The organism is Enterobacter soli ATCC BAA-2102 (assembly GCF_001654845.1).
In the GTDB taxonomy this organism is placed as follows: domain Bacteria; phylum Pseudomonadota; class Gammaproteobacteria; order Enterobacterales; family Enterobacteriaceae; genus Enterobacter; species Enterobacter soli.
On record NZ_LXES01000036.1, the window covers coordinates 53,148 to 76,121 of the forward strand.

Genomic DNA, 22,974 nt, shown 5'->3' on the forward strand with positions numbered 1-22,974 from the left:
ATGAAACTCGAATTCTCAGTTTATCGTTATAACCCGGATGTAGACGATGCTCCGCGTATGCAGGATTACACGCTGGAAGCAGAAGAAGGCCGTGACATGATGCTGCTGGATGCCTTAATGCAGCTGAAAGAAAAAGATCCGACACTGTCGTTCCGTCGTTCCTGCCGTGAAGGGGTTTGCGGCTCTGACGGTGTCAACATGAACGGCAAAAATGGTCTGGCCTGCATCACGCCAATTTCGGCGTTGCAGCGCCCGGGTCAGAAAATTGTTATCCGTCCTCTGCCAGGCCTGCCGGTCGTGCGCGATTTGGTGGTGGACATGGGGCAATTCTATGCACAATATGAGAAGATTAAGCCTTACTTATTGAATAATGGGCAAAATCCACCCGCTCGTGAGCACTTACAGTCTCCTGAGCAGCGTGAAAAACTCGATGGGTTGTACGAGTGTATTCTCTGTGCATGTTGTTCGACGTCTTGCCCATCGTTCTGGTGGAACCCGGACAAGTTCATCGGCCCGGCGGGTCTGCTGGCTGCCTATCGCTTCCTGATCGATAGCCGCGACACCGAAACCGATAGCCGTCTGGAAGGACTGAGTGACGCTTTCAGCGTATTCCGCTGCCATAGCATCATGAACTGCGTCAGTGTTTGTCCTAAGGGGCTGAACCCAACGCGCGCCATCGGCCATATTAAGTCGATGTTGTTGCAACGCAGTGCGTAAGTAGTGAGAGGGGAGCGCTGTTCCCCTCACCCTAACCCTCTCCCACAGGGAGAGGGAACAGATTGCAGGAAATCTTTAAAAACTGCCGACGACCTTCCCCCTCTCCCTGTGGGAGAGGGTCGGGGTGAGGGGAAATCCCTAAGACAGTTTCTAAAGGTTCCTTCGCGGGCCAAATGAAAAGAGCTCGCAGGTGAACCCCGGCACGTACACGTGGTGTGCGTGGTAGTTTCTACGGCGAAAGTAAGCATAAAAATGCTTAAGGGATCACGATGCAGAACGGCGCAATGAAAGCCTGGCTGGACTCTTCTTTCCTTTCTGGTGCGAACCAGAGCTGGATCGAACAGCTCTATGAAGACTTCTTAACCGATCCTGACTCAGTGGACGCAAACTGGCGTTCCATGTTCCAGGAGTTGCCTGGCACGGGAGTCAAACCGGATCAATTCCACTCTAAAACACGTGATTATTTCCGCCGTCTGGCGAAGGATGCCTCACGTTACTCTTCTGCGATTTCCGACCCTGACACCAATGCGAAGCAGGTTAAAGTCCTGCAACTTATCAACGCTTACCGCTTCCGTGGTCACCAGCATGCGAATCTCGATCCGCTGGGACTGTGGCAGCAAGACCGTGTAGCGGATCTTGATCCGGCTTATCACGATCTGACCGAGGCCGATTTCCAGGAAACCTTTAACGTAGGTTCTTTTGCTATCGGCAAAGACACGATGAAGCTCGGCGATCTGATTGATGCGCTCAAGCAAACCTATTGCGGCTCCATCGGCGCGGAATATATGCACATTACCTCTACAGAAGAAAAACGCTGGATCCAGCAGCGCATTGAATCTGTGGCAGGCCATGCGACCTTCTCTGTTGAAGAGAAAAAACGTTTTCTGAGTGAACTGACCGCAGCAGAAGGCCTTGAGCGCTATCTGGGCGCGAAATTCCCGGGCGCAAAACGCTTCTCGCTGGAAGGTGGTGATGCATTAGTGCCAATGCTCAAAGAGCTGATTCGCCACGCAGGCAACAGCGGTACCCGTGAAGTGGTACTGGGCATGGCGCACCGTGGTCGTCTGAACGTGCTGGTCAACGTGCTGGGTAAAAAACCGCAGGACCTATTCGACGAATTCGCGGGCAAACATAAAGAGCACCTCGGCACCGGTGACGTGAAGTACCACATGGGCTTCTCGTCTGATATCGAAACCGATGGCGGTCTGGTCCACCTGGCGCTGGCGTTTAACCCGTCGCACCTTGAGATCGTCAGCCCGGTGGTTATCGGTTCCGTACGTGCGCGTCTGGATCGTCTTGACGAGCCAAGCAGCAATAAAGTGCTGCCAATTACCATTCACGGTGATGCGGCAATTACCGGTCAGGGCGTGGTTCAGGAAACCCTGAACATGTCGAAAGCGCGTGGTTATGAAGTGGGCGGTACCGTTCGCATCGTGATCAACAACCAGGTGGGCTTCACCACCTCTAACCCGCTGGACGCACGCTCAACGCCGTACTGCACCGACATCGGTAAAATGGTACAGGCGCCAATCTTCCACGTTAACGCGGATGACCCAGAAGCGGTTGCTTTCGTGACCCGCCTGGCGCTGGACTACCGTAATACCTTCAAGCGTGACGTGCTGATTGACCTGTTCTGCTACCGCCGCCACGGCCACAACGAAGCTGATGAGCCAAGTGCAACCCAGCCGTTGATGTACCAGAAAATCAAAAAACACCCAACTCCACGTAAAATCTATGCTGATAAGCTGGAAGGCGACAAAGTGGCGACGCTGGAAGATGCGACCGAGCTGGTCAATCTTTACCGCGACGCACTGGATGCGGGTGAGTGCGTAGTGAAAGAGCTGCGCCCAATGAACATGCACTCCTTTACCTGGTCGCCGTACCTCAACCACGAGTGGGATGAGAGCTACCCGAACAAGGTCGAGATGAAACGTTTGCAGGAGCTGGCTAAACGCATCAGTACCGTACCAGATGCTATCGAGATGCAGTCTCGCGTAGCGAAGATCTATGGTGACCGTCAGTCTATGGCGGCAGGTGAGAAGCTGTTCGACTGGGGCGGCGCTGAAACCCTGGCTTACGCAACGCTGGTTGATGAAGGTATTCCTGTTCGTCTGTCCGGTGAAGATGCCGGCCGTGGTACCTTCTTCCACCGTCATGCCGTGGTGCATAACCAGACTAACGGTTCTACCTATACCCCGTTGCAGCATGTACATAACGGCCAGGGCCAGTTCAAGGTCTGGGACTCCGTACTGTCTGAAGAAGCGGTACTGGCATTTGAATACGGCTACGCCACCGCAGAACCACGCACCCTGACCATCTGGGAAGCGCAGTTCGGTGACTTCGCCAACGGTGCGCAGGTGGTTATCGACCAGTTCATCTCTTCGGGTGAACAGAAGTGGGGTCGTATGTGTGGCCTGGTCATGCTGCTGCCACACGGTTACGAAGGGCAGGGTCCGGAGCACTCCTCCGCGCGTCTGGAACGTTATCTGCAACTCTGTGCTGAGCAGAACATGCAGGTTTGCGTGCCGTCTACCCCGGCTCAGGTTTACCACATGCTGCGTCGTCAGGCGCTGCGCGGGATGCGTCGTCCACTGGTGGTGATGTCTCCGAAATCACTTCTGCGTCATCCGCTGGCCGTGTCCAGCCTGGATGAACTGGCAAACGGCACCTTCCTGCCGGCCATCGGCGAGATTGACGAGCTGGATCCGAAAGGCATCAAGCGTGTCGTAATGTGTTCTGGTAAGGTTTATTACGACTTGCTGGAACAACGCCGTAAGAACGACCAGAAAGATGTCGCCATCGTGCGTATCGAACAGCTTTATCCATTCCCGCATCAGGCGATGCAGGAAGTGCTGAAACAATATGCTCACGTACATGATTTTGTCTGGTGCCAGGAAGAGCCGCTCAACCAGGGCGCATGGTATTGCAGCCAGCATCATTTCCGTGAAGTGATTCCATTTGGGTCTGCTCTGCGTTATGCAGGTCGCCCGGCCTCCGCCTCTCCGGCGGTAGGGTATATGTCCGTTCACCAGAAGCAGCAACAAGATCTGGTCAATGACGCGCTGAACGTCGATTAATTAAAGGATACATAATGAGTAGCGTAGATATTCTTGTTCCCGACCTGCCTGAATCTGTAGCAGATGCGACTGTCGCCACCTGGCACAAAAAACCGGGCGATGCCGTTAAGCGCGATGAAGTGCTGGTAGAAATCGAAACTGACAAAGTGGTACTGGAAGTACCGGCTTCGGCGGATGGCGTTCTGGATGCAGTGCTGGAAGATGAAGGCACCACCGTAACCTCTCGTCAGATCCTGGGTCGCCTGCGTGAAGGCAACAGCGCGGGCAAAGAGTCCAGCGCTAAGTCTGATGAGAAAGCCTCTACCCCAGCGCAGCGTCAGCAGGCCTCTCTGGAAGAGCAGAGCAACGATGCACTCAGCCCGGCGATCCGTCGCCTGCTGGCTGAGCACAACCTGGACGCGGCTGCCATTAAAGGCACCGGTGTGGGTGGTCGTCTGACTCGCGAAGACATTGAGAAACACCTGGCGAAAGCGCCTGCGAAAGCGGAAGCAGAAGCCAAAGCCCCTGCGGCAGCGCCAGCGGCACAGCCTGCTCTGGGCGCACGCAGTGAAAAACGCGTACCGATGACTCGTCTGCGTAAGCGTGTGGCTGAGCGTCTGCTGGAAGCGAAAAACTCCACCGCGATGCTGACCACCTTCAACGAAGTGAACATGAAGCCAATCATGGACCTGCGTAAGCAGTACGGTGACGCGTTTGAAAAACGTCACGGTATCCGTCTGGGCTTTATGTCCTTCTACGTAAAAGCGGTTGTTGAAGCGCTGAAACGCTACCCGGAAGTGAACGCGTCTATCGATGGCGATGACGTGGTTTACCACAACTATTTCGACGTCAGCATGGCGGTTTCTACCCCACGTGGCCTGGTAACGCCAGTTCTGCGTGATGTGGATACCCTGGGTATGGCAGACATCGAGAAAAATATTAAAGAGCTGGCAGTGAAAGGCCGTGATGGCAAGCTGACTGTAGACGACCTGACCGGCGGTAACTTCACCATTACCAACGGCGGTGTATTCGGTTCACTGATGTCTACGCCGATCATCAACCCACCGCAGAGCGCGATCCTGGGGATGCACGCCATCAAAGATCGTCCGATGGCGGTAGACGGTAAAGTTGAGATCCTGCCAATGATGTATCTGGCGCTCTCTTACGATCACCGTCTGATCGATGGCCGCGAGTCCGTCGGCTTCCTGGTAGCCATTAAAGAGCTGCTGGAAGATCCAACGCGTCTGCTGCTCGACGTCTAGTTTTAGCAGTCTTGCCCGGCGGCATTAAGCTTGCCGGGCCTACAAAAGCAATACCTAACGATTACCTGAAGGATGGATAGAACACATGAACTTACATGAATATCAGGCCAAACAGCTGTTTGCCCGGTATGGCTTACCGGCTCCGGTGGGTTATGCCTGTACTACCCCGCGTGAAGCAGAAGAAGCCGCATCTAAAATCGGTTCCGGCCCTTGGGTAGTTAAATGTCAGGTTCACGCTGGTGGCCGTGGTAAAGCGGGCGGTGTGAAGGTTGTTAAGAGCAAAGAAGAGATCCGTGCTTTTGCTGAACATTGGCTTGGTAAGCGGCTGGTAACCTATCAAACAGATGCGAATGGCCAGCCTGTTAACCAGATCCTGGTAGAAGCGGCGACCGATATCGCAAAAGAATTGTACCTCGGCGCAGTGGTAGACCGTAGCTCCCGTCGCGTGGTGTTCATGGCGTCTACTGAAGGCGGCGTGGAAATCGAAAAAGTGGCAGAAGAAACGCCACATCTGATCCACAAAGTGGCCATTGATCCGCTGGCAGGCCCAATGCCTTACCAGGGTCGTGAGCTGGCGTTCAAACTGGGTCTGGAAGGTAAACTGGTTCAACAGTTCACCAAGATCTTCATGGGCCTGGCGACTATCTTCCTGGAGCGCGATCTGGCGCTGATCGAAATTAACCCGTTGGTTATCACCACTCAGGGCGATCTGATCTGCCTCGACGGCAAACTGGGCGCTGACGGCAACGCACTGTTCCGCCAGCCGGATCTGCGCGAAATGCGTGACCAGTCTCAGGAAGATCCGCGTGAAGCGCAGGCTGCACAGTGGGAACTGAACTACGTGGCACTTGATGGCAACATCGGTTGCATGGTTAACGGTGCGGGCCTGGCAATGGGCACCATGGACATCGTTAAGCTGCACGGTGGTGAGCCAGCGAACTTCCTCGACGTAGGCGGCGGCGCAACCAAAGAGCGCGTAACCGAAGCGTTCAAAATCATTCTCTCTGACGACAATGTGAAAGCCGTTCTGGTTAACATCTTCGGCGGTATCGTTCGTTGCGACCTGATCGCTGACGGTATCATCGGCGCGGTGGCAGAAGTGGGCGTTAACGTCCCGGTTGTTGTGCGTCTGGAAGGTAACAACGCTGAACTCGGCGCGAAAAAACTGGCTGACAGCGGCCTGAATATTATTGCAGCGAAAAGTCTGACGGATGCAGCTCAGCAGGTTGTTGCCGCAGTGGAGGGGAAATAATGTCAGTTTTAATTAATAAAGATACCAAGGTTATCTGCCAGGGCTTCACCGGTAGCCAGGGGACTTTCCACTCCGAGCAGGCGATTGCCTACGGTACGCAGATGGTTGGCGGTGTCACGCCAGGTAAAGGCGGTACCACTCACCTGGGTCTGCCAGTGTTCAACACCGTACGCGAAGCCGTAGAAGCGACGGGCGCAACCGCGACCGTTATCTACGTTCCGGCGGCATTCTGCAAAGACTCCATTCTGGAAGCGATCGACGCAGGCATCAAACTGATCATCACCATCACCGAAGGCATCCCGACCCTGGACATGCTGACTGTGAAAGTGAAGCTGGATGAAGCTGGCGTGCGTATGATCGGCCCGAACTGCCCAGGTGTTATCACCCCGGGCGAGTGCAAAATCGGTATCATGCCAGGCCACATTCATCGCCCAGGCAAAGTGGGCATCGTTTCCCGCTCTGGTACCCTGACGTATGAAGCTGTTAAGCAGACCACTGACTACGGTTTCGGCCAGTCCACCTGTGTGGGCATCGGTGGTGACCCGATCCCGGGCTCTAACTTCATCGACATCCTGAAACTGTTCCAGGAAGACCCGCAGACCGAAGCGATCGTCATGATCGGTGAAATCGGCGGTAGCGCAGAAGAAGAAGCCGCTGCGTACATCAAAGATCACGTGACTAAGCCTGTAGTGGGCTACATCGCGGGCGTCACTGCGCCGAAAGGCAAACGTATGGGCCACGCAGGCGCAATCATCGCGGGCGGTAAAGGTACAGCGGATGAGAAATTCGCTGCGCTGGAAGCTGCTGGTGTGAAAACTGTGCGCAGCCTGGCCGATATCGGCGAAGCACTGAAATCCATCATTAAGTAAGTCCTCTCTGCTCCCAGGACTGGGAGCTTTGAAATAAAAATGTCCGTTTCGACATGGTTGGCCGCTGAAAAGCGGCCTTTTTTATTGCCTGCGTCTGGCGACGAGAGTGAACTTGTAATCGTCGGTATTGAACACGTTGCGGCTGTATTCAAAAACCCGTCCGTCTTTCAGAAAACCGCGGGAGACTTTTTCCAGAATGGGTTTTGTCGGATCGAGCGCCAGTGCGGCTATTGCCTCCTGAGAGGGCATGACCGGCACGAGTTCTTGCTCGCTACGATCGATGGCCATTTTTTTGATCTGCTCAATATAGTGATACTTGGAGTTTTCCATCACTTCCCACGTGAGGTCGGCAAACATTGCCAGAGGCATCCACGTTTCCTCCAGGTTTACCGGTTTTTGCTTTATGAAGCGTACGCGTTTAACGTGCCAGATTTTATCCTCGGGCTTAATGTTTAACGTTTCTGCCATACGCGCATCAGCTTTTATGACCTCGAAAATTTTGACGTCACTGTGAGTATCCACGTTTCTGTCGGCCAGTTTCTCGTAGAAACCCGTGAGCTGGTAGATATCGTAATTGACGCGCTCTTCTTTCACGTATGAACCGCTGCCCTGAATACTCTCGATGATCTGCTCTTCCGTCAGCCGCTTTAGCGCCTGCCTGATTGTCACGCGACTTACACCGAACGCCTCTTGAAGGCTTGATTCCGTCGGTAATGCATCTCCGGGCTTCAATTCACCAGTAGTGATTTTGTCGCGCAGCGCATCGGCTATCTGCCGATACATCGGTTTGTTACTCATTATGTGATGCCTGATTAATACCTTTTCAAAGTATTATGCCCGCAACCTGTAATTTGTAAACAATACAAATTAAATACAAATAATGCATGTTAGTGAAAATGATCACATAAATGTATTGTTTCGTCTGTCACAATTCTCGGCAGACAATAACACCATGAATGTGAGGATCTGCATGAACCTGACGACCCTGACCCACCCCAGCGCTATCTGCGTGCAGACACAGTTCCCCAGCCGGGATGAGGCCATACGCAAGCTCACAATGCGATTGTTTGAGCTGGGAAAGATCACTGATTGCGATGAATTTTTAGCGGAAGTTTTTCGTCGTGAATCGCTAGGGCCCACGGCGCTTGGAGAAGGACTGGCTGTGCCACACGGCAAATCATCAGTTGTGAAGGAAGCCGCCTTTGCTGTGGCGACGCTAATCGAACCACTGAAATGGGAAGGTGTTGAAGGCCCTGAGGAGGTCGAACTCATTTTCCTGCTCGCCATTCCGCCGTCTGAAGCGGGGTCAACGCACATTCAGGTGTTAACGGAGCTCACGTCCAGACTGGCAGACGATAAACTGCGGGAGCGGGTTATGGCGGCGACCACTGCGCCAGCCTTACTGGCTGCGCTCAACGATACGCCTCAGGGCGAGGAAAACACTGTACTGGTTGATGCACCTACAGTTGTCTGCGTCACTGCCTGTCCGGCCGGGATTGCCCACACTTATATGGCAGCTGAATATCTGGAAAAAGCAGGGCGCAAGCTCGGCATCAATGTAGTGGTTGAAAAACAGGGGGCGAACGGCATTGAAGGGCGTATCACTCCGCAGCAGTTGCGCGATGCGCGAGCATGTATTTTTGCCGCCGAAGTGGCGATTAAAGAGTACGAACGCTTTCAGGGCATTCCGGCCATTTCAGTACCGGTTGCGGAACCGCTGCGCCATGCCGAAGCCCTGATTGAGCGGGCGCTGGCTTTACCGGCGTCGTCCATAGCACAACCGGTACAGGCTGAAGAAAGGAGTATAAGGACAGAGCTCAAGCAGGCTCTGCTTAGCGGTATCTCTTTTGCTGTACCGCTGATCGTTGCCGGGGGAACGGTGCTGGCTGTCGCGGTACTGCTGTCACAGATGCTGGGTTTGCAGCATCTATTCGATCAGGAAAATTCGTGGCTGTGGATGTACCGCAAACTTGGCGGCGGCATTCTCGGCATTTTGATGGTGCCCGTACTTGCTGCTTATACAGCCTATTCGCTGGCGGATAAACCCGCACTGGCTCCGGGCTTTGCGGCTGGACTTGCCGCCAATATGATCGGCTCCGGTTTTCTGGGTGCTGTTGCAGGCGGACTGATCGCTGGCTACATGATGCGCTGGGTTAAAAATCACATTCGCCTCAGTAATCGTTATAACGGTTTCTTGACCTATTACCTCTACCCTGTGATTGGCGTTCTGGGGGCGGGCAGTCTGATGCTGTTTGTGATAGGGGAGCCAGTGGCATGGCTCAATAACTCGCTCACAGCCTGGTTAAACGGTCTCTCTGGTGCGAATGCGCTTTTACTCGGAATGCTCCTCGGATTTATGTGCTCGTTCGATTTGGGTGGGCCGGTCAACAAAGCAGCGTATGCGTTCTGTCTGGGGGCAATGGCCAATGGCGTTTACGGTCCATATGCCATTTTTGCCTCTGTCAAAATGGTGTCGGCCTTTACCGTCACCGCATCAACGATGCTTGCTCCGTACCTCTTTAAGCCGTTTGAAATTGAAATCGGCAAGTCAACGTGGCTGCTCGGGCTGGCGGGTATTACCGAAGGTGCTATCCCGATGGCGATAGAAGATCCGCTGAGAGTGATTGGCTCGCTTGTCCTTGGCTCGATGGCAACGGGGGCAACCGTCGGTGCAATGGGGATTGGGTTATCCACGCCAGGAGCGGGCATTTTCTCCCTCTTTTTACTGCATCACGCTGGAATCGGTGGGGTGAGTGCTGCGGCAGGTTGGTTCGGTGCGGCACTTGTTGGTACCGCCATTTCTACGCTCATTTTACTGTTCTGGCGACGCCATGCCTTGAAAAAAGGCAAATACAACACTGAAGACGTCACGCCATAAAACTTACTTACAGGAAAAGAAGATGAAAGCTGTATCTCGCGTTCATATCACGCCGCATATGCACTGGGATCGCGAGTGGTATTTCACCACCGAAGCGTCGCGTATTCTCCTCGTTAATAATATGGAAGAGATCCTGACTCGACTCGAACAGGATGAAGAGTACAAATATTATGTCCTCGACGGGCAGACGGCTGTGCTGGAGGACTACTTTGCCGTCATGCCTGAAAGCAGGCCACGCGTGAAACAACTGGTGGAAGCCGGAAAGTTGATAATCGGGCCGTGGTATACCCAAACCGATACCACTATCGTCAGCGGCGAGTCGATTGTGCGTAATCTGATGTACGGTATCCGTGATTGCATGGCGTTTGGCGAACCGATGAAAATTGGTTATCTGCCGGATTCGTTTGGTATGTCCGGACAGTTGCCGCATATCTATAACGGATTTGGTATTACCCGAACGATGTTCTGGCGCGGATGCTCAGAGCGTCACGGCACCGATAAAACTGAATTTTTGTGGCAAAGTGCGGACGGCAGCGAAGTGACGGCACAGGTGCTACCACTGGGCTACGCGATTGGTAAGTACTTACCGGAGGACGAAGCGGGTCTGCGGAAACGACTCGACAGCTACTTCGATGTGCTGGAAAAAGCCTCGGTAACCAAAAATATTATGCTACCGAATGGCCACGACCAAATGCCCCTGCAGCAGAACATTTTTGCGGTGATGGATAAACTTCGCGAAATTTACCCACAGCGTCAGTTTGTGATGAGCCGCTTCGAGGAGGTTTTTGAACAAATTGATGCTCACCGGAATGAACTTGCGACCCTGAAAGGGGAGTTTATCGATGGTAAATATATGCGCGTGCACCGGACGATTGGATCTACGCGAATGGACATTAAAATCATCCATGCCCGAATTGAGAACAAAATCGTGAATATTCTGGAGCCGCTGGCGACTCTTGCCTGGACGCTGGGTTTTGAGTATCACCACGGCTTGCTGGAAAAAATGTGGAAAGAGATCCTCAAAAATCATGCCCACGACAGTATCGGGTGCTGCTGTAGTGACAAAGTCCACCGTGAAATTATGTCCCGCTTTGTGCTGGCAGAAGACATGGCCGATAACCTGACGCACTTTTATATGCGTAAGATTACCGACAATATGCCGCAAACTGATAACGACAAGCTGGTGATGTTTAATCTGATGCCCTGGCCGCGTGAAGAGGTCATTAATACCACGATTCGCTTGCGCGCCAGTCAGTTCCGTCTGCTGGATGACAAAGGGAACAGTATCCCGTATTTCATTCGCTGCGCCCGCGAACTTGATCCTGGGCTGATTGACAGGCAAATCGTCCATTACGGTAATTATGAGCCGTTCATGGAGTTCGATATTCAGATTGAGGCTATCCTGCCTTCCATGGGATATCGCACACTTTATATAGAGCCTCATGCCAGCGGAAAGCAGGTTCCAACCGTAAAAAATACCGAAGCATTGCTGGAAAATGCGTTCTGGCAAGTTGAGATCAATCGTGACGGAACGCTGCGTCTGTTCGATAAAGAGTCTGGGCTGATTTACGACCGCGTGCTGGAAATTGAAGAGAGTTCAGATGATGGCGATGAGTACGATTACTCCCCGTCACGGGAGGAGTGGCGGCTCACAACGGCACAGGGAGAGCACGAGGTTGAAGTGGTGCATGAAGGGTGGCAGAGCAGGGCGGTGATCCGTCACCGTATGGCTATTCCGGCTAACCTTTCTGAACGTTCAGCGCGCCAGCAAAACGGATACCTTGGCGCTGAAGTGGTAATCACACTCAGCCAGAACAACAGGCGTATCGATGTGGAAGTGCGTCTGGACAACCAGGCGGATGACCATCGCGTTCGCGTTTTGATCCCCACACCATTTAATCCGGACACCGTGTTAGCCGATACACAATTTGGTTCACTGACACGGCCTGTAAATGATGAAGCAATGGCCAACTGGCAAACGGAGGGATGGAAAGAGGCTCCTCTGCCGGTCTGGAATCTCCTTAACTATGTTGTTCTCCAGGAGAAACGCAATGGGCTGGCGCTGTTCACTGAAGGATTGCGGGAATTTGAAGTTATCGGCGACGACAAAAAAACCTTTGCCCTGACGCTGTTACGTGGAGTCGGACTGCTCGGAAAGGAAGATTTACTTCTGCGTCCTGGCAGGCCTTCTGGCATCAAAATGCCCGTGCCTGACTCGCAGCTTCGTGGCTCGCTCAACTGCCGATTCAGTCTCTTTAGCTTCAACGGATCGCCTGAAAATACAGGCGTTGCACATCAGGCGAAAAGCTGGCTAACTCCTGTCCAGTGTTACAATAAAATCCCCTGGGATGCGATGAAGCTCAACCGAGCCACGTTTACGACACCGGACAGCTACAGCCTGTTAACGCTCTCCCCGACAGGCTGTCTCCTGAGCGCCCTGAAAAAAGCAGAAGATCGTGATGAGCTGATCATTAGGGTATTTAACCCGTCGGAGTCGGGTACCTGCGACGTTACGCTATCCATGAGCAGAGCAATTAAGCGATGTTGTGAGACTGACATGAACGAGAGACTGCAGGCTGAAGGGCATGAAGCTAAGTGCATCACTGAAGTATTTAGACCGAGTCAATCGCGTACATTTAGCATTTGGTTAGACTAACGGTGCGAGATATGAACGGAGGGTTGCAGGTGGTGCAACTCTTCGTTTCCTTAAATTGTCACATTGTGGTGTTAATTTTAAAGGGGTTAAAAGTAAATCAAATGTAATTTCTGGGTGCTTTAGCACAACAATGGAAAAATACTGTGAAGAGACTATGATTACAGGTTCTCTGGTATGTAAATATGCATCCTCTCCCGCGTTAATTAAAATCACCTCTGTTTATATTTTTTCTTGTATTTGATAACTATCACCGCCTCGTCATACACATAATTTTAACATGCCTTTTACTATTCCTGCTGTAATTAAACATGGTTAACAGTGCGATGTAATTTTGATTTAAATCAATGTTTAATCCTTGGAAAAAACCATCAAAAGGCGCTAAATTGTGCCCGATCAAAATGGCTGAAAAGTGGTAGTTTTGCTATAAGTTGATCACCGTCGTAAAACGTAAATGTGATTCAATAAAAACCTGTTTATTGTAAGGGTTTTGCAGCGTATTATATTTGCGGGATCAATTTGGGTTTTTTATTAACGTATTTGCAACCTTTCATCACTGCTTTTTCCTCCAGGAGAGAATAGGCAACGAAGAAGGGGAGTAGATAACTTTGTATTGGGGCATGTGTGTGGATCTCTCTTACGGGTTTCACTCTCGGAGTCTTCATGCGATGAGCAAGGAGTCATGATGTTAGATATAGTCGAACTGTCGCGCTTACAGTTTGCCTTGACCGCGATGTACCACTTCCTGTTTGTGCCACTGACGCTCGGTATGGCGTTCCTGCTGGCCATCATGGAAACGGTCTACGTCCTCTCCGGCAAACAGATTTATAAAGATATGACCAAGTTCTGGGGCAAGTTGTTTGGTATCAACTTCGCACTGGGCGTGGCAACCGGTTTGACCATGGAGTTCCAGTTCGGGACTAACTGGTCTTATTATTCCCACTACGTTGGGGATATCTTCGGTGCGCCGCTGGCCATTGAAGGTCTGATGGCCTTCTTCCTCGAATCCACCTTTGTAGGTCTGTTCTTCTTCGGTTGGGACCGTCTGGGCAAAGTCCAGCATATGGCGGTCACCTGGCTTGTGGCATTGGGTTCCAACCTGTCCGCGCTGTGGATCCTGGTGGCGAACGGCTGGATGCAAAACCCAATCGCATCTGATTTCAACTTCGAAACCATGCGTATGGAGATGGTCAGCTTTGCCGAGCTGGTCCTGAACCCGGTAGCTCAGGTTAAATTCGTTCACACCGTGGCATCTGGCTACGTTTGTGGTGCGATGTTCGTTCTGGGTATCAGTTCCTACTACATGCTGCGCGGCCGTGACTTTGCTTTCGCTAAGCGCTCCTTTGCTATCGCTGCTAGCTTCGGTATGGCTGCAATCCTCTCCGTTATCGTTCTGGGTGATGAATCCGGTTACGAAATGGGTGACGTGCAGAAAACCAAACTGGCTGCTATCGAAGCTGAATGGGAAACCCAACCGGCTCCGGCTGCCTTTACCCTGTTCGGTATCCCGGATCAGGATGCGCAGCAAAACCACTTCTCTATTCAAATCCCTTACGCGCTGGGCATCATCGCAACCCGCTCCGTCGACAAACAGGTTACTGGCCTGAAAGATCTGATGGTGCAGCATGAAGGCCGTATCCGTAATGGTATGAAAGCTTATTCACTGCTGGAGCAGCTGCGTGCTGGCTCAACCGATCAGTCTGTACGCGATGAGTTCAACAGCGTGAAGAAAGACCTGGGTTACGGGCTGCTGCTCAAACGCTATACCCCGAACGTCTCTGACGCGACGGAAGCGCAAATCCAGCAGGCTACCAAAGACTCCATTCCACGCGTTGCGCCACTGTACTTCGCATTCCGTATCATGGTGGGCTGCGGCATCCTGATGCTGCTTATCATCGCGGCGTCCTTCTGGTCAGTTATTCGTAACCGTATCGGTCAGAAAAAATGGCTGCTGCGTACCGCGATGTACGGTATTCCACTGCCATGGATTGCTATCGAATCCGGTTGGTTTGTGGCGGAATATGGCCGTCAGCCATGGGCGATAGGTGAGGTGCTGCCAACGGCAGTAGCGAACTCCTCCCTGACAGCGGGCGATTTGATCTTCTCCATGCTGCTGATTTGTGGTCTGTATACCCTGTTCCTGGTGGCTGAACTGTTCCTGATGTTCAAGTTCGCGCGCCTTGGCCCAAGCAGCCTGAAAACCGGTCGCTATCACTACGAGCAGTCCGCTGCGACTACTCAGCCGGCACGCTAAGACAGGAGTCATCAAATGATCGATTATGAAGTATTGCGTTTTATCTGGTGGCTGCTGGTTGGTATTTTGCTGATTGGCTTTGCTGTCACCGACGGTTTCGACATGGGGGTGGGGATGCTCACCCGTTTCCTCGGTCGTAATGACACCGAGCGTCGAATTATGATCAACTCCATCGCCCCGCACTGGGATGGTAACCAGGTGTGGCTCATCACCGCGGGCGGCGCGCTGTTTGCTGCCTGGCCGATGGTCTACGCGGCTGCGTTCTCCGGCTTCTATGTGGCGATGATTCTGGTGCTGGCGTCTTTATTCTTCCGTCCGGTCGGTTTCGACTACCGTTCCAAGATTGAAGACACCCGCTGGCGCAACATGTGGGACTGGGGCATCTTCATTGGTAGCTTTGTTCCACCGCTGGTGATTGGTGTGGCGTTCGGTAACCTGTTGCAAGGTGTTCCGTTCCACATTGATGAGTACATGCGTCTTTACTACACCGGTAACTTCTTCCAGCTGCTGAATCCGTTTGGTCTGCTGGCGGGCGTGGTGAGTGTGGCGATGATCATTACTCAGGGCGCGACTTACCTGCAAATGCGTACGGTAGGTGAACTGCATCTGCGTTCACGTGCAACCGCTCAGCTGGCTGCCCTGGTGACGCTTGTCTGCTTCGCACTGGCCGGTGTCTGGGTGGTGTACGGTATTGATGGTTACGTGGTGACCTCTGCGATGAACCATGCTGCGCCGTCTAACCCGCTGACGAAAGAAGTTGTGCGTCAGGCAGGTGCCTGGATGACTAACTTCAACAACATGCCTGTGCTGTGGGTTATCCCGGCTCTGGGTGTTCTGTTGCCGCTGCTGACCGTGCTGACGTCCCGTCTGGAAAAAGGCGCTCTGGCGTTTGTATTCTCTTCACTGACGCTGGCGTGCATCATTCTGACGGCGGGTATCGCGATGTTCCCATTCGTTATGCCTTCCAGCACCATGATGAACGCAAGTCTGACCATGTGGGATGCAACATCTAGCCAGCTGACGCTGAACCTGATGACGTATGTTGCGTGCGTGTTCGTTCCGATTATCCTGCTCTACACCACCTGGTGTTACTGGAAAATGTTCGGTCGTATCACGAAAGAAGACATCGAACGTAACACTCATTCCCTGTACTAAGTAAGGAGCTGAATATGTGGTATTTCGCATGGATTTTGGGGACGCTTCTTGCCTGTGCATTTGGCATCATTACTGCCCTGGCGCTTGAGCACATTGAAGCGTCCAAAGCGAGTGACGAAAAACACTAATGAACATTATCGCGACGCTTTACGCGGTAATGGATAAGCGCCCGTTAAGGGCGCTTTCTTTAGTGATGGCATTACTGCTGGCAGGTTGTATTTTCTGGGACCCTTCGCGTTTTGCAGCGAAGACCAGCGAGCTCGAGATCTGGCACGGTTTCTTCATCATGTGGGCCGTCTGCGCAGGTGTTATTCACGGCGTTGGCTTTCGTCCGAAAGCCATTCACTGGCAGGGTATTTTCTGCCCGCTGATTGCCGATCTGGTGCTTCTCGCTGGGCTGATTTTCTTCTTCTTCTGAATAAGAAATGTCCGTTAATCATATGGGCTTACCCGAGCCCATAAAAATTTACTCTCCGTTTACTTTCTCCCATTCCAAACCACCTTTCCCGCGCGTATAGTAGCGAAGTTTAAAAGAGTTAACTTTTGTTGCATTACCGGGATGTAAAGTGAATACAACGCTGTTTCGATGGCCGGTTCGTGTCTACTACGAAGATACCGATGCCGGTGGTGTGGTTTACCATGCCAGCTACGTTGCTTTTTATGAACGGGCACGCACAGAGATGCTGCGCCATCATCACTTTAGCCAACAAGTGCTGTTGGCTGAGCGAGTTGCCTTTGTGGTACGCAAGATGACGCTTGAGTATTTTGCGCCTGCCAGACTCGACGATATGCTCGAAGTCCAAACAGAAATAACATCAATGCGCGGAACCTCACTGGTGTTCACGCAACGGATCCTCAATGCAGAGAACACGGTACTGAACGAAGCTGAAGTACTGATTGTCTGTGTTGATCCACTCATCATGAAGCCTCGTGCGCTTCCTAAGTCTATTGTCGCGGAGTTTAAGCAGTGACTGACATGAATATCCTTGATTTGTTCCTGAAGGCAAGCCTTCTGGTTAAACTTATCATGTTGATTTTGATTGGTTTTTCAATCGCATCCTGGGCCATCATCATCCAGAGAACGCGTATCCTCAATGCCGCTGGCCGCGAGGCTGAAGCGTTTGAAGACAAGTTCTGGTCTGGTATCGAACTTTCCCGTCTGTATCAGGAAAGCCAGGGGCGTCGGGATAACCTCGCAGGCTCCGAACAAATTTTTTACAGCGGTTTCAAAGAATTCGCCCGTTTGCATCGCGCTAACAGCCATGCACCGGAAGCGGTCGTTGAAGGTGCGTCTCGTGCGATGCGCATTTCTATGAACCGTGAGCTGGAAACCCTTGAAACGCATATTCCTTTCCTTGGCACAGTCGGTTCCATCAGCCCGTATATCGGCCTGTTCGGTACAGTGTGGGGGATTATGCACGCCTTTATCGCCCTGGGTGCGGTGAAGCAGGCAACGTTGCAGATGGTTGCTCCGGGTATCGCAGAAGCACTGATCGCGACCGCTATCGGTCTGTTCGCCGCTATCCCGGCGGTTATGGCCTATAACCGTCTGAATCAGCGCGTGAACAAACTGGAACTGAACTACGACAACTTTATGGAAGAGTTCACCGCGATTCTGCACCGTCAGGCGTTTACCAGCACCGAGAGTAACAAGGGGTAAACCATGGCCAGATCGCGTGGACGAGGTCGTCGCGAGCTCAAGTCCGAAATCAATATCGTTCCTCTGCTGGACGTACTGTTAGTGCTGTTGCTTATCTTTATGGCAACAGCGCCGATAATCACCCAGAGCGTGGAAGTTGATCTGCCGGATGCGACAGAATCACAGGCGGTAAGCACCAATGACGATCCTCCGGTCATCATTGAGGTTTCCGGCGTAGGGCAATACAGCGTGGTGGTAGAAAAAGATCGTATGGATCAGTTACCGCCAGAGCAGGTGATTGCCGAAGCGCAGCGCCGCCTGGAGTCAAATCCGAAGACGGTATTCTTAATCGGTGGTGCAAAAGATGTGCCTTACGATGAAATTATAAAAGCGCTGAACTTGCTCCATAGCGCGGGCGTTAAGTCTGTTGGCTTAATGACGCAGCCTATTTGATCACCTGCTAGCAGTGGGATACGAGTTTTTGGGAACCGATAGTGTCAAAGGCAACCGAACAAAACGATAAGCTTAAGCGAGCGATAATTATCTCCGCAGTGCTGCACGTTATTCTTTTTGCGGCACTGATCTGGAGTTCGTTCGACGAGCATATAGATGCATCAGCTGGCGGTGGTGGGGGTTCTTCCATCGACGCCGTCATGGTGGATCCTGGTGCGGTAGTACAAAACTATAATCGCCAGCAACAACAGCAGGCGAGTGCAAAACGTGCTGAAGAGCAGCGTGATAAACAGGCGCAACAGCAAGCTGAGGAACTGCGTGAAAAGCAGGCCGCAGAGCAGGAGCGTTTGAAGCAGCTCGAGAAAGAACGTTTGCAGGCGCAGGAAGCAGCAAAAGAGCAGGCGGAACAGCAGAAACAGGCTGAAGCCGCTGCTAAAAAAGCGCAGGAACAGCAGAAACAAGCCGAAGAGGCCGCAGCGAAAGCGGCTGCTGATGCGAAAGCTCAGGCTGACGCACAGGCAAAACTGGCCGCAGAAGCTGCGAAGAAAGCCGCAGCGGATGCCCAGAAACAGGCTGAGGAAGCAGCAAAGAAAGCGGCTGCCGATGCTCAGAAGAAAGCTGAAGCCGAAGCTGCGAAAAAAGCCGCAGCAGATGCTCAGAAGAAAGCTGAAGCAGATGCCGCGAAAAAAGCCGCTCAGGAAGCCGAGAAGAAAGCTGCCGCCGATGCAGCTAAGAAAGCGGCTGCCGCTGAGAAAGCTGCTGCGGAAAAAGCTGCTGCAGCTGAGAAGGCTGCTGCTGCCGCTGAGGCTAAGAAAGCTGCTGCTGCTGAAAAGGCTGCTGCGGATAAAGCTGCCGCTGCTGCAAAAGCTGCTGCTGATAAGAAAGCCGCTGCGGCTGCTAAAAAGGCTGCCGCGGAAAAAGCCGCTGCTGCATCGGGAGTGGATGACCTGCTGGGCGACCTGAGTTCTGGTAAGAATGCGCCGAAAGGCACGACCAGTGGTAGCGCTGGTGGTTCATCTCCTGCTAAAGGAAGTAAGCCGGGGCAGGGTGGTGCATCTCAGGCAGAGATTGCTTCGTACATCTCTCAGGTTCAGGCAGCTATTCGTGGCCACCTGTATGACTGGGATACCTACAAAGGCAAAACCTGTACTTTGCGTGTAAACATCAGTTCAGACGGCTCGATACTTAGCGTGAAACCGGAAGGTGGGGATGATGCGTTCTGTCAGCAGATGCTGTCTGCGACCAGCAGAATGACGAAGTTCCCTAAACCGCCGTCTCAGGCTGTGTATGAAACGTTTAAAAATGCACCGCTGGACTTCAAACCTTAAGTTACATTTTCCCCGTGCAAACGGGGAAAAATAGACCAGGTTTAGTCACAGGGTTCTGGTAGTTTTGTCTATTTGAGTTTGTTAACATTCTGCTAAATTATCGCGGGTAAGGTTACCCAGATAAGGGAGATATGATGAAGCAGGCATTACGTGTAGCATTTAGTTTCTTAATGCTGTGGGCAGCTGTGCTGCACGCAGAAGTACGTATCGAGATCACCCAGGGGGTAGACTCGGCACGCCCAATCGGTGTTGTACCGTTCCAGTGGGCCGGTCCTGGCGCTGCACCAGAAGATATTGGTGGCATCGTTGCGGCTGACCTGCGTAACAGCGGTAAATTCAACCCGTTAGATCGTTCTCGTCTGCCTCAGCAGCCGGGTACTGCGCAGGAGGTTCAACCTGCTGCATGGTCTGCGCTGGGTATTGATGCGGTTGTTGTAGGCCAGGTAACTCCTAGCCCGGACGGCGGCTATAACGTGGCTTATCAGCTGGTGGATACCGGTGGTGCGCCAGGTACCGTTCTGGCTCAGAACTCTTACAAAGTGAACAAGCAGTGGCTGCGTTATGCTGGCCACACGGCAAGTGACGAAGTGTTCGAGAAGCTGACCGGTATTAAAGGTGCGTTCCGTACCCGTATCGCTTATGTGGTGCAGACCAACGGTGGTCAGTTCCCGTATGAACTGCGCGTGTCCGATTACGACGGTTACAACCAGTTCACAGTTCACCGTTCTGCACAGCCGCTGATGTCTCCGGCATGGTCTCCAGACGGTTCTAAACTGGCTTATGTCACCTTCGAAAGCGGCCGTTCTGCGCTGGTCATTCAGACGCTGTCAAACGGTGCTGTACGCCAGGTTGCGTCCTTCCCGCGTCACAACGGTGCGCCGTCATTCTCTCCGGATGGTTCAAAACTGGCATTTGCCCTGTCTAAAACCGGTAGCCTGAACCTGTACGTGATGGACATTGGGTCTGGCCAGATCCGTCAGGTGACTGATGGTCGTAGCAACAACACTGAGCCGACCTGGTTCCCGGATAGCCAGAACCTGGCGTTTACTTCCGACCAGGCAGGCCGTCCACAAATCTATAAAGTGAATGTCAACGGCGGTGCTCCGCAGCGTATTTCCTGGGAAGGTACACAGAACCAGAACGCAGACGTGAGCAGCGACGGTAAGTTTATGGTAATGGTCAGCTCCAACGGTGGGCAGCAGCACATTGCCAAACAAGATCTGGTAGCGGGTGGCGTTCAAGTTCTGTCGTCAACGTTCCTGGATGAAACGCCAAGTCTGGCACCTAACGGCACTATGGTAATCTACAGCTCTTCTCAGGGGATGGGATCTGTGCTGAATCTGGTTTCTACAGATGGGCGTTTCAAAGCGCGTATTCCGGCTACTGATGGACAGGTAAAATCACCTGCCTGGTCGCCGTATCTGTAAATAATAATTAATTGATTACTAAAGGAATCATAGAAATGCAACTGAACAAAGTGCTGAAGGGGCTGATGATCGCTCTGCCTGTAATGGCAATCGCAGCGTGTTCTTCTAACAAGAACGCAAGCAATGACCAGAGCGGCGAAGGCATGATGGGTGCCGGCACCGGTATGGACGCGAACGGCAATGGCAACATGTCTTCTGAAGAGCAAGCGCGTCTTCAGATGCAGCAGCTGCAGCAGAACAACATCGTTTACTTCGATCTGGATAAGTACGACATCCGTTCTGACTTCGCTGCGATGCTGGATGCTCACGCTAACTTCCTGCGTAGCAACCCATCTTACAAAGTCACCGTAGAAGGTCACGCGGACGAACGTGGTACTCCAGAGTACAACATCTCCCTGGGTGAACGTCGTGCTAACGCTGTTAAAATGTACCTGCAAGGTAAAGGCGTTTCTGCTGACCAGATCTCCATCGTTTCTTACGGTAAAGAAAAACCAGCAGTACTGGGTCATGACGAAGCGGCTTACTCCAAAAACCGTCGTGCCGTACTGGTTTACTAAGAGAATTGCATGAACAGTAACTTCAGACATCATCTGTTGAGTCTGTCGTTACTGGTTGGAATAGCGGCCCCCTGGGCCGCTTTTGCTCAGGCACCAATCAGTAGTGTCGGCTCAGGCTCGGTTGAAGACCGTGTCACTCAACTCGAGCGTATTTCTAATGCTCACAGCCAGCTTTTAACCCAACTCCAGCAGCAACTTTCTGATAACCAAAGCGATATTGATTCTTTGCGTGGGCAGATCCAGGAAAGTCAGTATCAGCTGAATCAGGTTATGGATCGTCAGAAGCAGATCATGTTGCAAATTGATAGCCTGAGTAACGGTGGTGCAGCCGCACAGCCAGCAGCGGGCGATCAGAGTGGTGGTGCTGCGGCAACACCGGCTCCGGCAGCAGATGCTTCAGCCTCGACAGGTGCGCCTGTACAGAGCGGTGACGCGAATACGGATTACAACGCGGCCATTGCCCTGGTACAGGACAAATCTCGTCAGGACGATGCTATCGTTGCGTTTCAAAACTTCGTCAAGAAGTACCCTGATTCCACTTACCAGCCAAATGCGAATTACTGGCTTGGTCAGCTGAATTACAACAAGGGTAAGAAGGATGATGCGGCGTTTTATTTTGCCTCTGTGGTGAAAAATTACCCAAAATCACCTAAAGCACCTGATGCGATGTTCAAGGTCGGCGTGATCATGCAGGACAAAGGTGATACCGCAAAAGCGAAAGCCGTCTACCAGCAGGTTGTGACGAAGTTCCCGGGTACCGAAGGTGCCAAACAGGCGCAAAAACGTCTGAGTTCGATGGGATGATTACCGCATGACCAGAAATCGCGTTATTTCTGGTCGTGCAGCATGATTACTAAGCAGTTAAGTGATCTTCATCGAAATTTTTGTTGCGCAGAATTCTTAAATCAGTAATATATGCCGCCGTTGCCACGGGATATCAAACAACGTGAAAGCAGCGCAAAAGTGGGTCGTTAGCTCAGTTGGTAGAGCAGTTGACTTTTAATCAATTGGTCGCAGGTTCGAATCCTGCACGACCCACCACTTAAAGCAGTTCCGGTAGTACAGAGTGGGTGATTAGCTCAGTTGGTAGAGCATCTCCTTTACACGGAGGGGGTCGGCGGTTCGAGCCCGTCATCACCCACCACTCGGGTCGTTAGCTCAGTTGGTAGAGCAGTTGACTTTTAATCAATTGGTCGCAGGTTCGAATCCTGCACGACCCACCAATTCTTATTGGTTCCGAGTGATAATTCAGGCAATACCCAGATGGGTCGTTAGCTCAGTTGGTAGAGCAGTTGACTTTTAATCAATTGGTCGCAGGTTCGAATCCTGCACGACCCACCAGCCTGAATAAATTTGAAGTACATCCCGCAAGGGGTCGTTAGCTCAGTTGGTAGAGCAGTTGACTTTTAATCAATTGGTCGCAGGTTCGAATCCTGCACGACCCACCAATGTAAAAAGGCGCCCTAAAGGCGCC

Annotated in this window: 19 protein-coding genes and 5 tRNA genes; 23 read left to right on the forward strand and 1 reads right to left on the reverse strand. The window is 52.3% G+C overall.

Features of this window, described 5'->3' with window-relative positions; translation table 11 throughout:
* The 5 genes from sdhB to sucD all read left to right on the forward strand — a co-directional run bounded on the left by sdhB (nt 1) and on the right by sucD (nt 7,156).
* A complete protein-coding gene (gene sdhB / locus M987_RS12025; RefSeq protein ID WP_014069376.1) occupies nt 1-717 on the forward strand; it encodes a succinate dehydrogenase iron-sulfur subunit SdhB in 717 nt (238 codons plus the stop codon).
* 269 nt (nt 718-986) lie between these two features.
* A complete protein-coding gene (sucA, locus tag M987_RS12030; protein ID WP_014069377.1) occupies nt 987-3,794 on the forward strand; it encodes a 2-oxoglutarate dehydrogenase E1 component in 2,808 nt (935 codons plus the stop codon).
* Nucleotides 3,795-3,808: 14 nt separating this feature from the next.
* The gene (gene odhB / locus M987_RS12035) at nt 3,809-5,035 is read left to right on the forward strand and encodes a 2-oxoglutarate dehydrogenase complex dihydrolipoyllysine-residue succinyltransferase (RefSeq protein ID WP_014069378.1); all 1,227 of its coding nucleotides are present in this window, start codon (nt 3,809-3,811) and stop codon (nt 5,033-5,035) included.
* A gap of 85 nt (nt 5,036-5,120) precedes the next feature.
* The gene (gene sucC, locus M987_RS12040) at nt 5,121-6,287 is read left to right on the forward strand and encodes an ADP-forming succinate--CoA ligase subunit beta (protein ID WP_014069379.1); all 1,167 of its coding nucleotides are present in this window, start codon (nt 5,121-5,123) and stop codon (nt 6,285-6,287) included.
* Nucleotides 6,287-7,156: a succinate--CoA ligase subunit alpha gene (gene sucD / locus M987_RS12045; protein WP_014069380.1), complete on the forward strand. Its 870-nt coding sequence runs from the start codon at nt 6,287-6,289 to the stop codon at nt 7,154-7,156. Before sucC ends, sucD begins: the two co-directional genes overlap by 1 nt.
* Before the next feature lie 81 nt (nt 7,157-7,237).
* Here sucD and M987_RS12050 read toward each other — a convergent pair whose 3' ends face one another.
* A complete protein-coding gene (locus tag M987_RS12050) occupies nt 7,238-7,954 on the reverse strand; it encodes a GntR family transcriptional regulator (RefSeq protein WP_014069381.1) in 717 nt (238 codons plus the stop codon).
* A 172-nt stretch (nt 7,955-8,126) separates the two neighbouring features.
* Here M987_RS12050 and mngA point away from each other — a divergent pair, with 172 nt between their 5' ends.
* The 18 genes from mngA to M987_RS12140 all read left to right on the forward strand — a co-directional run bounded on the left by mngA (nt 8,127) and on the right by M987_RS12140 (nt 22,948).
* Entirely contained in the window at nt 8,127-10,034 is a 1,908-nt protein-coding gene (mngA, locus tag M987_RS12055) for a PTS 2-O-a-mannosyl-D-glycerate transporter subunit IIABC (protein WP_014069382.1), read from the forward strand.
* A gap of 22 nt (nt 10,035-10,056) precedes the next feature.
* On the forward strand, nt 10,057-12,690 hold the full coding sequence (gene mngB, locus M987_RS12060; protein WP_014069383.1) for a mannosylglycerate hydrolase: 2,634 nt from the start codon (nt 10,057-10,059) through the stop codon (nt 12,688-12,690).
* A gap of 682 nt (nt 12,691-13,372) precedes the next feature.
* On the forward strand, nt 13,373-14,941 hold the full coding sequence (cydA, locus tag M987_RS12065) for a cytochrome ubiquinol oxidase subunit I (RefSeq protein ID WP_014069384.1): 1,569 nt from the start codon (nt 13,373-13,375) through the stop codon (nt 14,939-14,941).
* Between the two features lie 15 nt (nt 14,942-14,956).
* Nucleotides 14,957-16,096 (forward strand): cytochrome d ubiquinol oxidase subunit II, encoded by a 1,140-nt coding sequence (gene cydB / locus M987_RS12070; protein ID WP_014069385.1) that lies wholly within the window; start codon nt 14,957-14,959, stop codon nt 16,094-16,096.
* A gap of 14 nt (nt 16,097-16,110) precedes the next feature.
* On the forward strand, nt 16,111-16,224 hold the full coding sequence (gene cydX, locus M987_RS12075; RefSeq protein ID WP_014069386.1) for a cytochrome bd-I oxidase subunit CydX: 114 nt from the start codon (nt 16,111-16,113) through the stop codon (nt 16,222-16,224).
* The gene (gene ybgE, locus M987_RS12080; protein WP_014069387.1) at nt 16,224-16,514 is read left to right on the forward strand and encodes a cyd operon protein YbgE; all 291 of its coding nucleotides are present in this window, start codon (nt 16,224-16,226) and stop codon (nt 16,512-16,514) included. The genes cydX and ybgE overlap by 1 nt, the downstream gene beginning before the upstream one ends.
* A 148-nt stretch (nt 16,515-16,662) precedes the next feature.
* Nucleotides 16,663-17,067 carry a tol-pal system-associated acyl-CoA thioesterase gene (gene ybgC / locus M987_RS12085; RefSeq protein WP_014069388.1) on the forward strand — a complete coding sequence of 135 codons (405 nt, stop codon included), beginning with the start codon at nt 16,663-16,665 and terminating at the stop codon, nt 17,065-17,067.
* Nucleotides 17,064-17,756: a Tol-Pal system protein TolQ gene (gene tolQ, locus M987_RS12090; protein ID WP_014069389.1), complete on the forward strand. Its 693-nt coding sequence runs from the start codon at nt 17,064-17,066 to the stop codon at nt 17,754-17,756. Before ybgC ends, tolQ begins: the two co-directional genes overlap by 4 nt.
* Nucleotides 17,757-17,759: 3 nt before the next feature.
* Nucleotides 17,760-18,188, forward strand: coding sequence for a colicin uptake protein TolR (gene tolR / locus M987_RS12095; protein ID WP_003858589.1), 429 nt, complete (start codon nt 17,760-17,762; stop codon nt 18,186-18,188).
* Between the two features lie 41 nt (nt 18,189-18,229).
* The gene (gene tolA / locus M987_RS12100) at nt 18,230-19,516 is read left to right on the forward strand and encodes a cell envelope integrity protein TolA (RefSeq protein WP_014069390.1); all 1,287 of its coding nucleotides are present in this window, start codon (nt 18,230-18,232) and stop codon (nt 19,514-19,516) included.
* A 134-nt stretch (nt 19,517-19,650) separates the two neighbouring features.
* Nucleotides 19,651-20,943, forward strand: a complete 1,293-nt coding sequence (gene tolB, locus M987_RS12105; protein ID WP_014069391.1) for a Tol-Pal system beta propeller repeat protein TolB — start codon at nt 19,651-19,653, stop codon at nt 20,941-20,943.
* Nucleotides 20,944-20,978: 35 nt separating this feature from the next.
* The gene (gene pal, locus M987_RS12110) at nt 20,979-21,500 is read left to right on the forward strand and encodes a peptidoglycan-associated lipoprotein Pal (protein ID WP_003858578.1); all 522 of its coding nucleotides are present in this window, start codon (nt 20,979-20,981) and stop codon (nt 21,498-21,500) included.
* 9 nt (nt 21,501-21,509) lie between these two features.
* Nucleotides 21,510-22,304 (forward strand): cell division protein CpoB, encoded by a 795-nt coding sequence (cpoB, locus tag M987_RS12115; protein WP_014069392.1) that lies wholly within the window; start codon nt 21,510-21,512, stop codon nt 22,302-22,304.
* A gap of 161 nt (nt 22,305-22,465) precedes the next feature.
* Nucleotides 22,466-22,541, forward strand: a tRNA-Lys gene (locus M987_RS12120).
* A 27-nt stretch (nt 22,542-22,568) separates the two neighbouring features.
* Nucleotides 22,569-22,644 (forward strand) — tRNA-Val (locus tag M987_RS12125).
* 3 nt (nt 22,645-22,647) lie between these two features.
* Nucleotides 22,648-22,723, forward strand: a tRNA-Lys gene (locus tag M987_RS12130).
* A 42-nt stretch (nt 22,724-22,765) separates the two neighbouring features.
* Nucleotides 22,766-22,841 (forward strand) — tRNA-Lys (locus M987_RS12135).
* A 31-nt stretch (nt 22,842-22,872) separates the two neighbouring features.
* Nucleotides 22,873-22,948 (forward strand) — tRNA-Lys (locus tag M987_RS12140).
* Nucleotides 22,949-22,974: the final 26 nt, after the last annotated feature.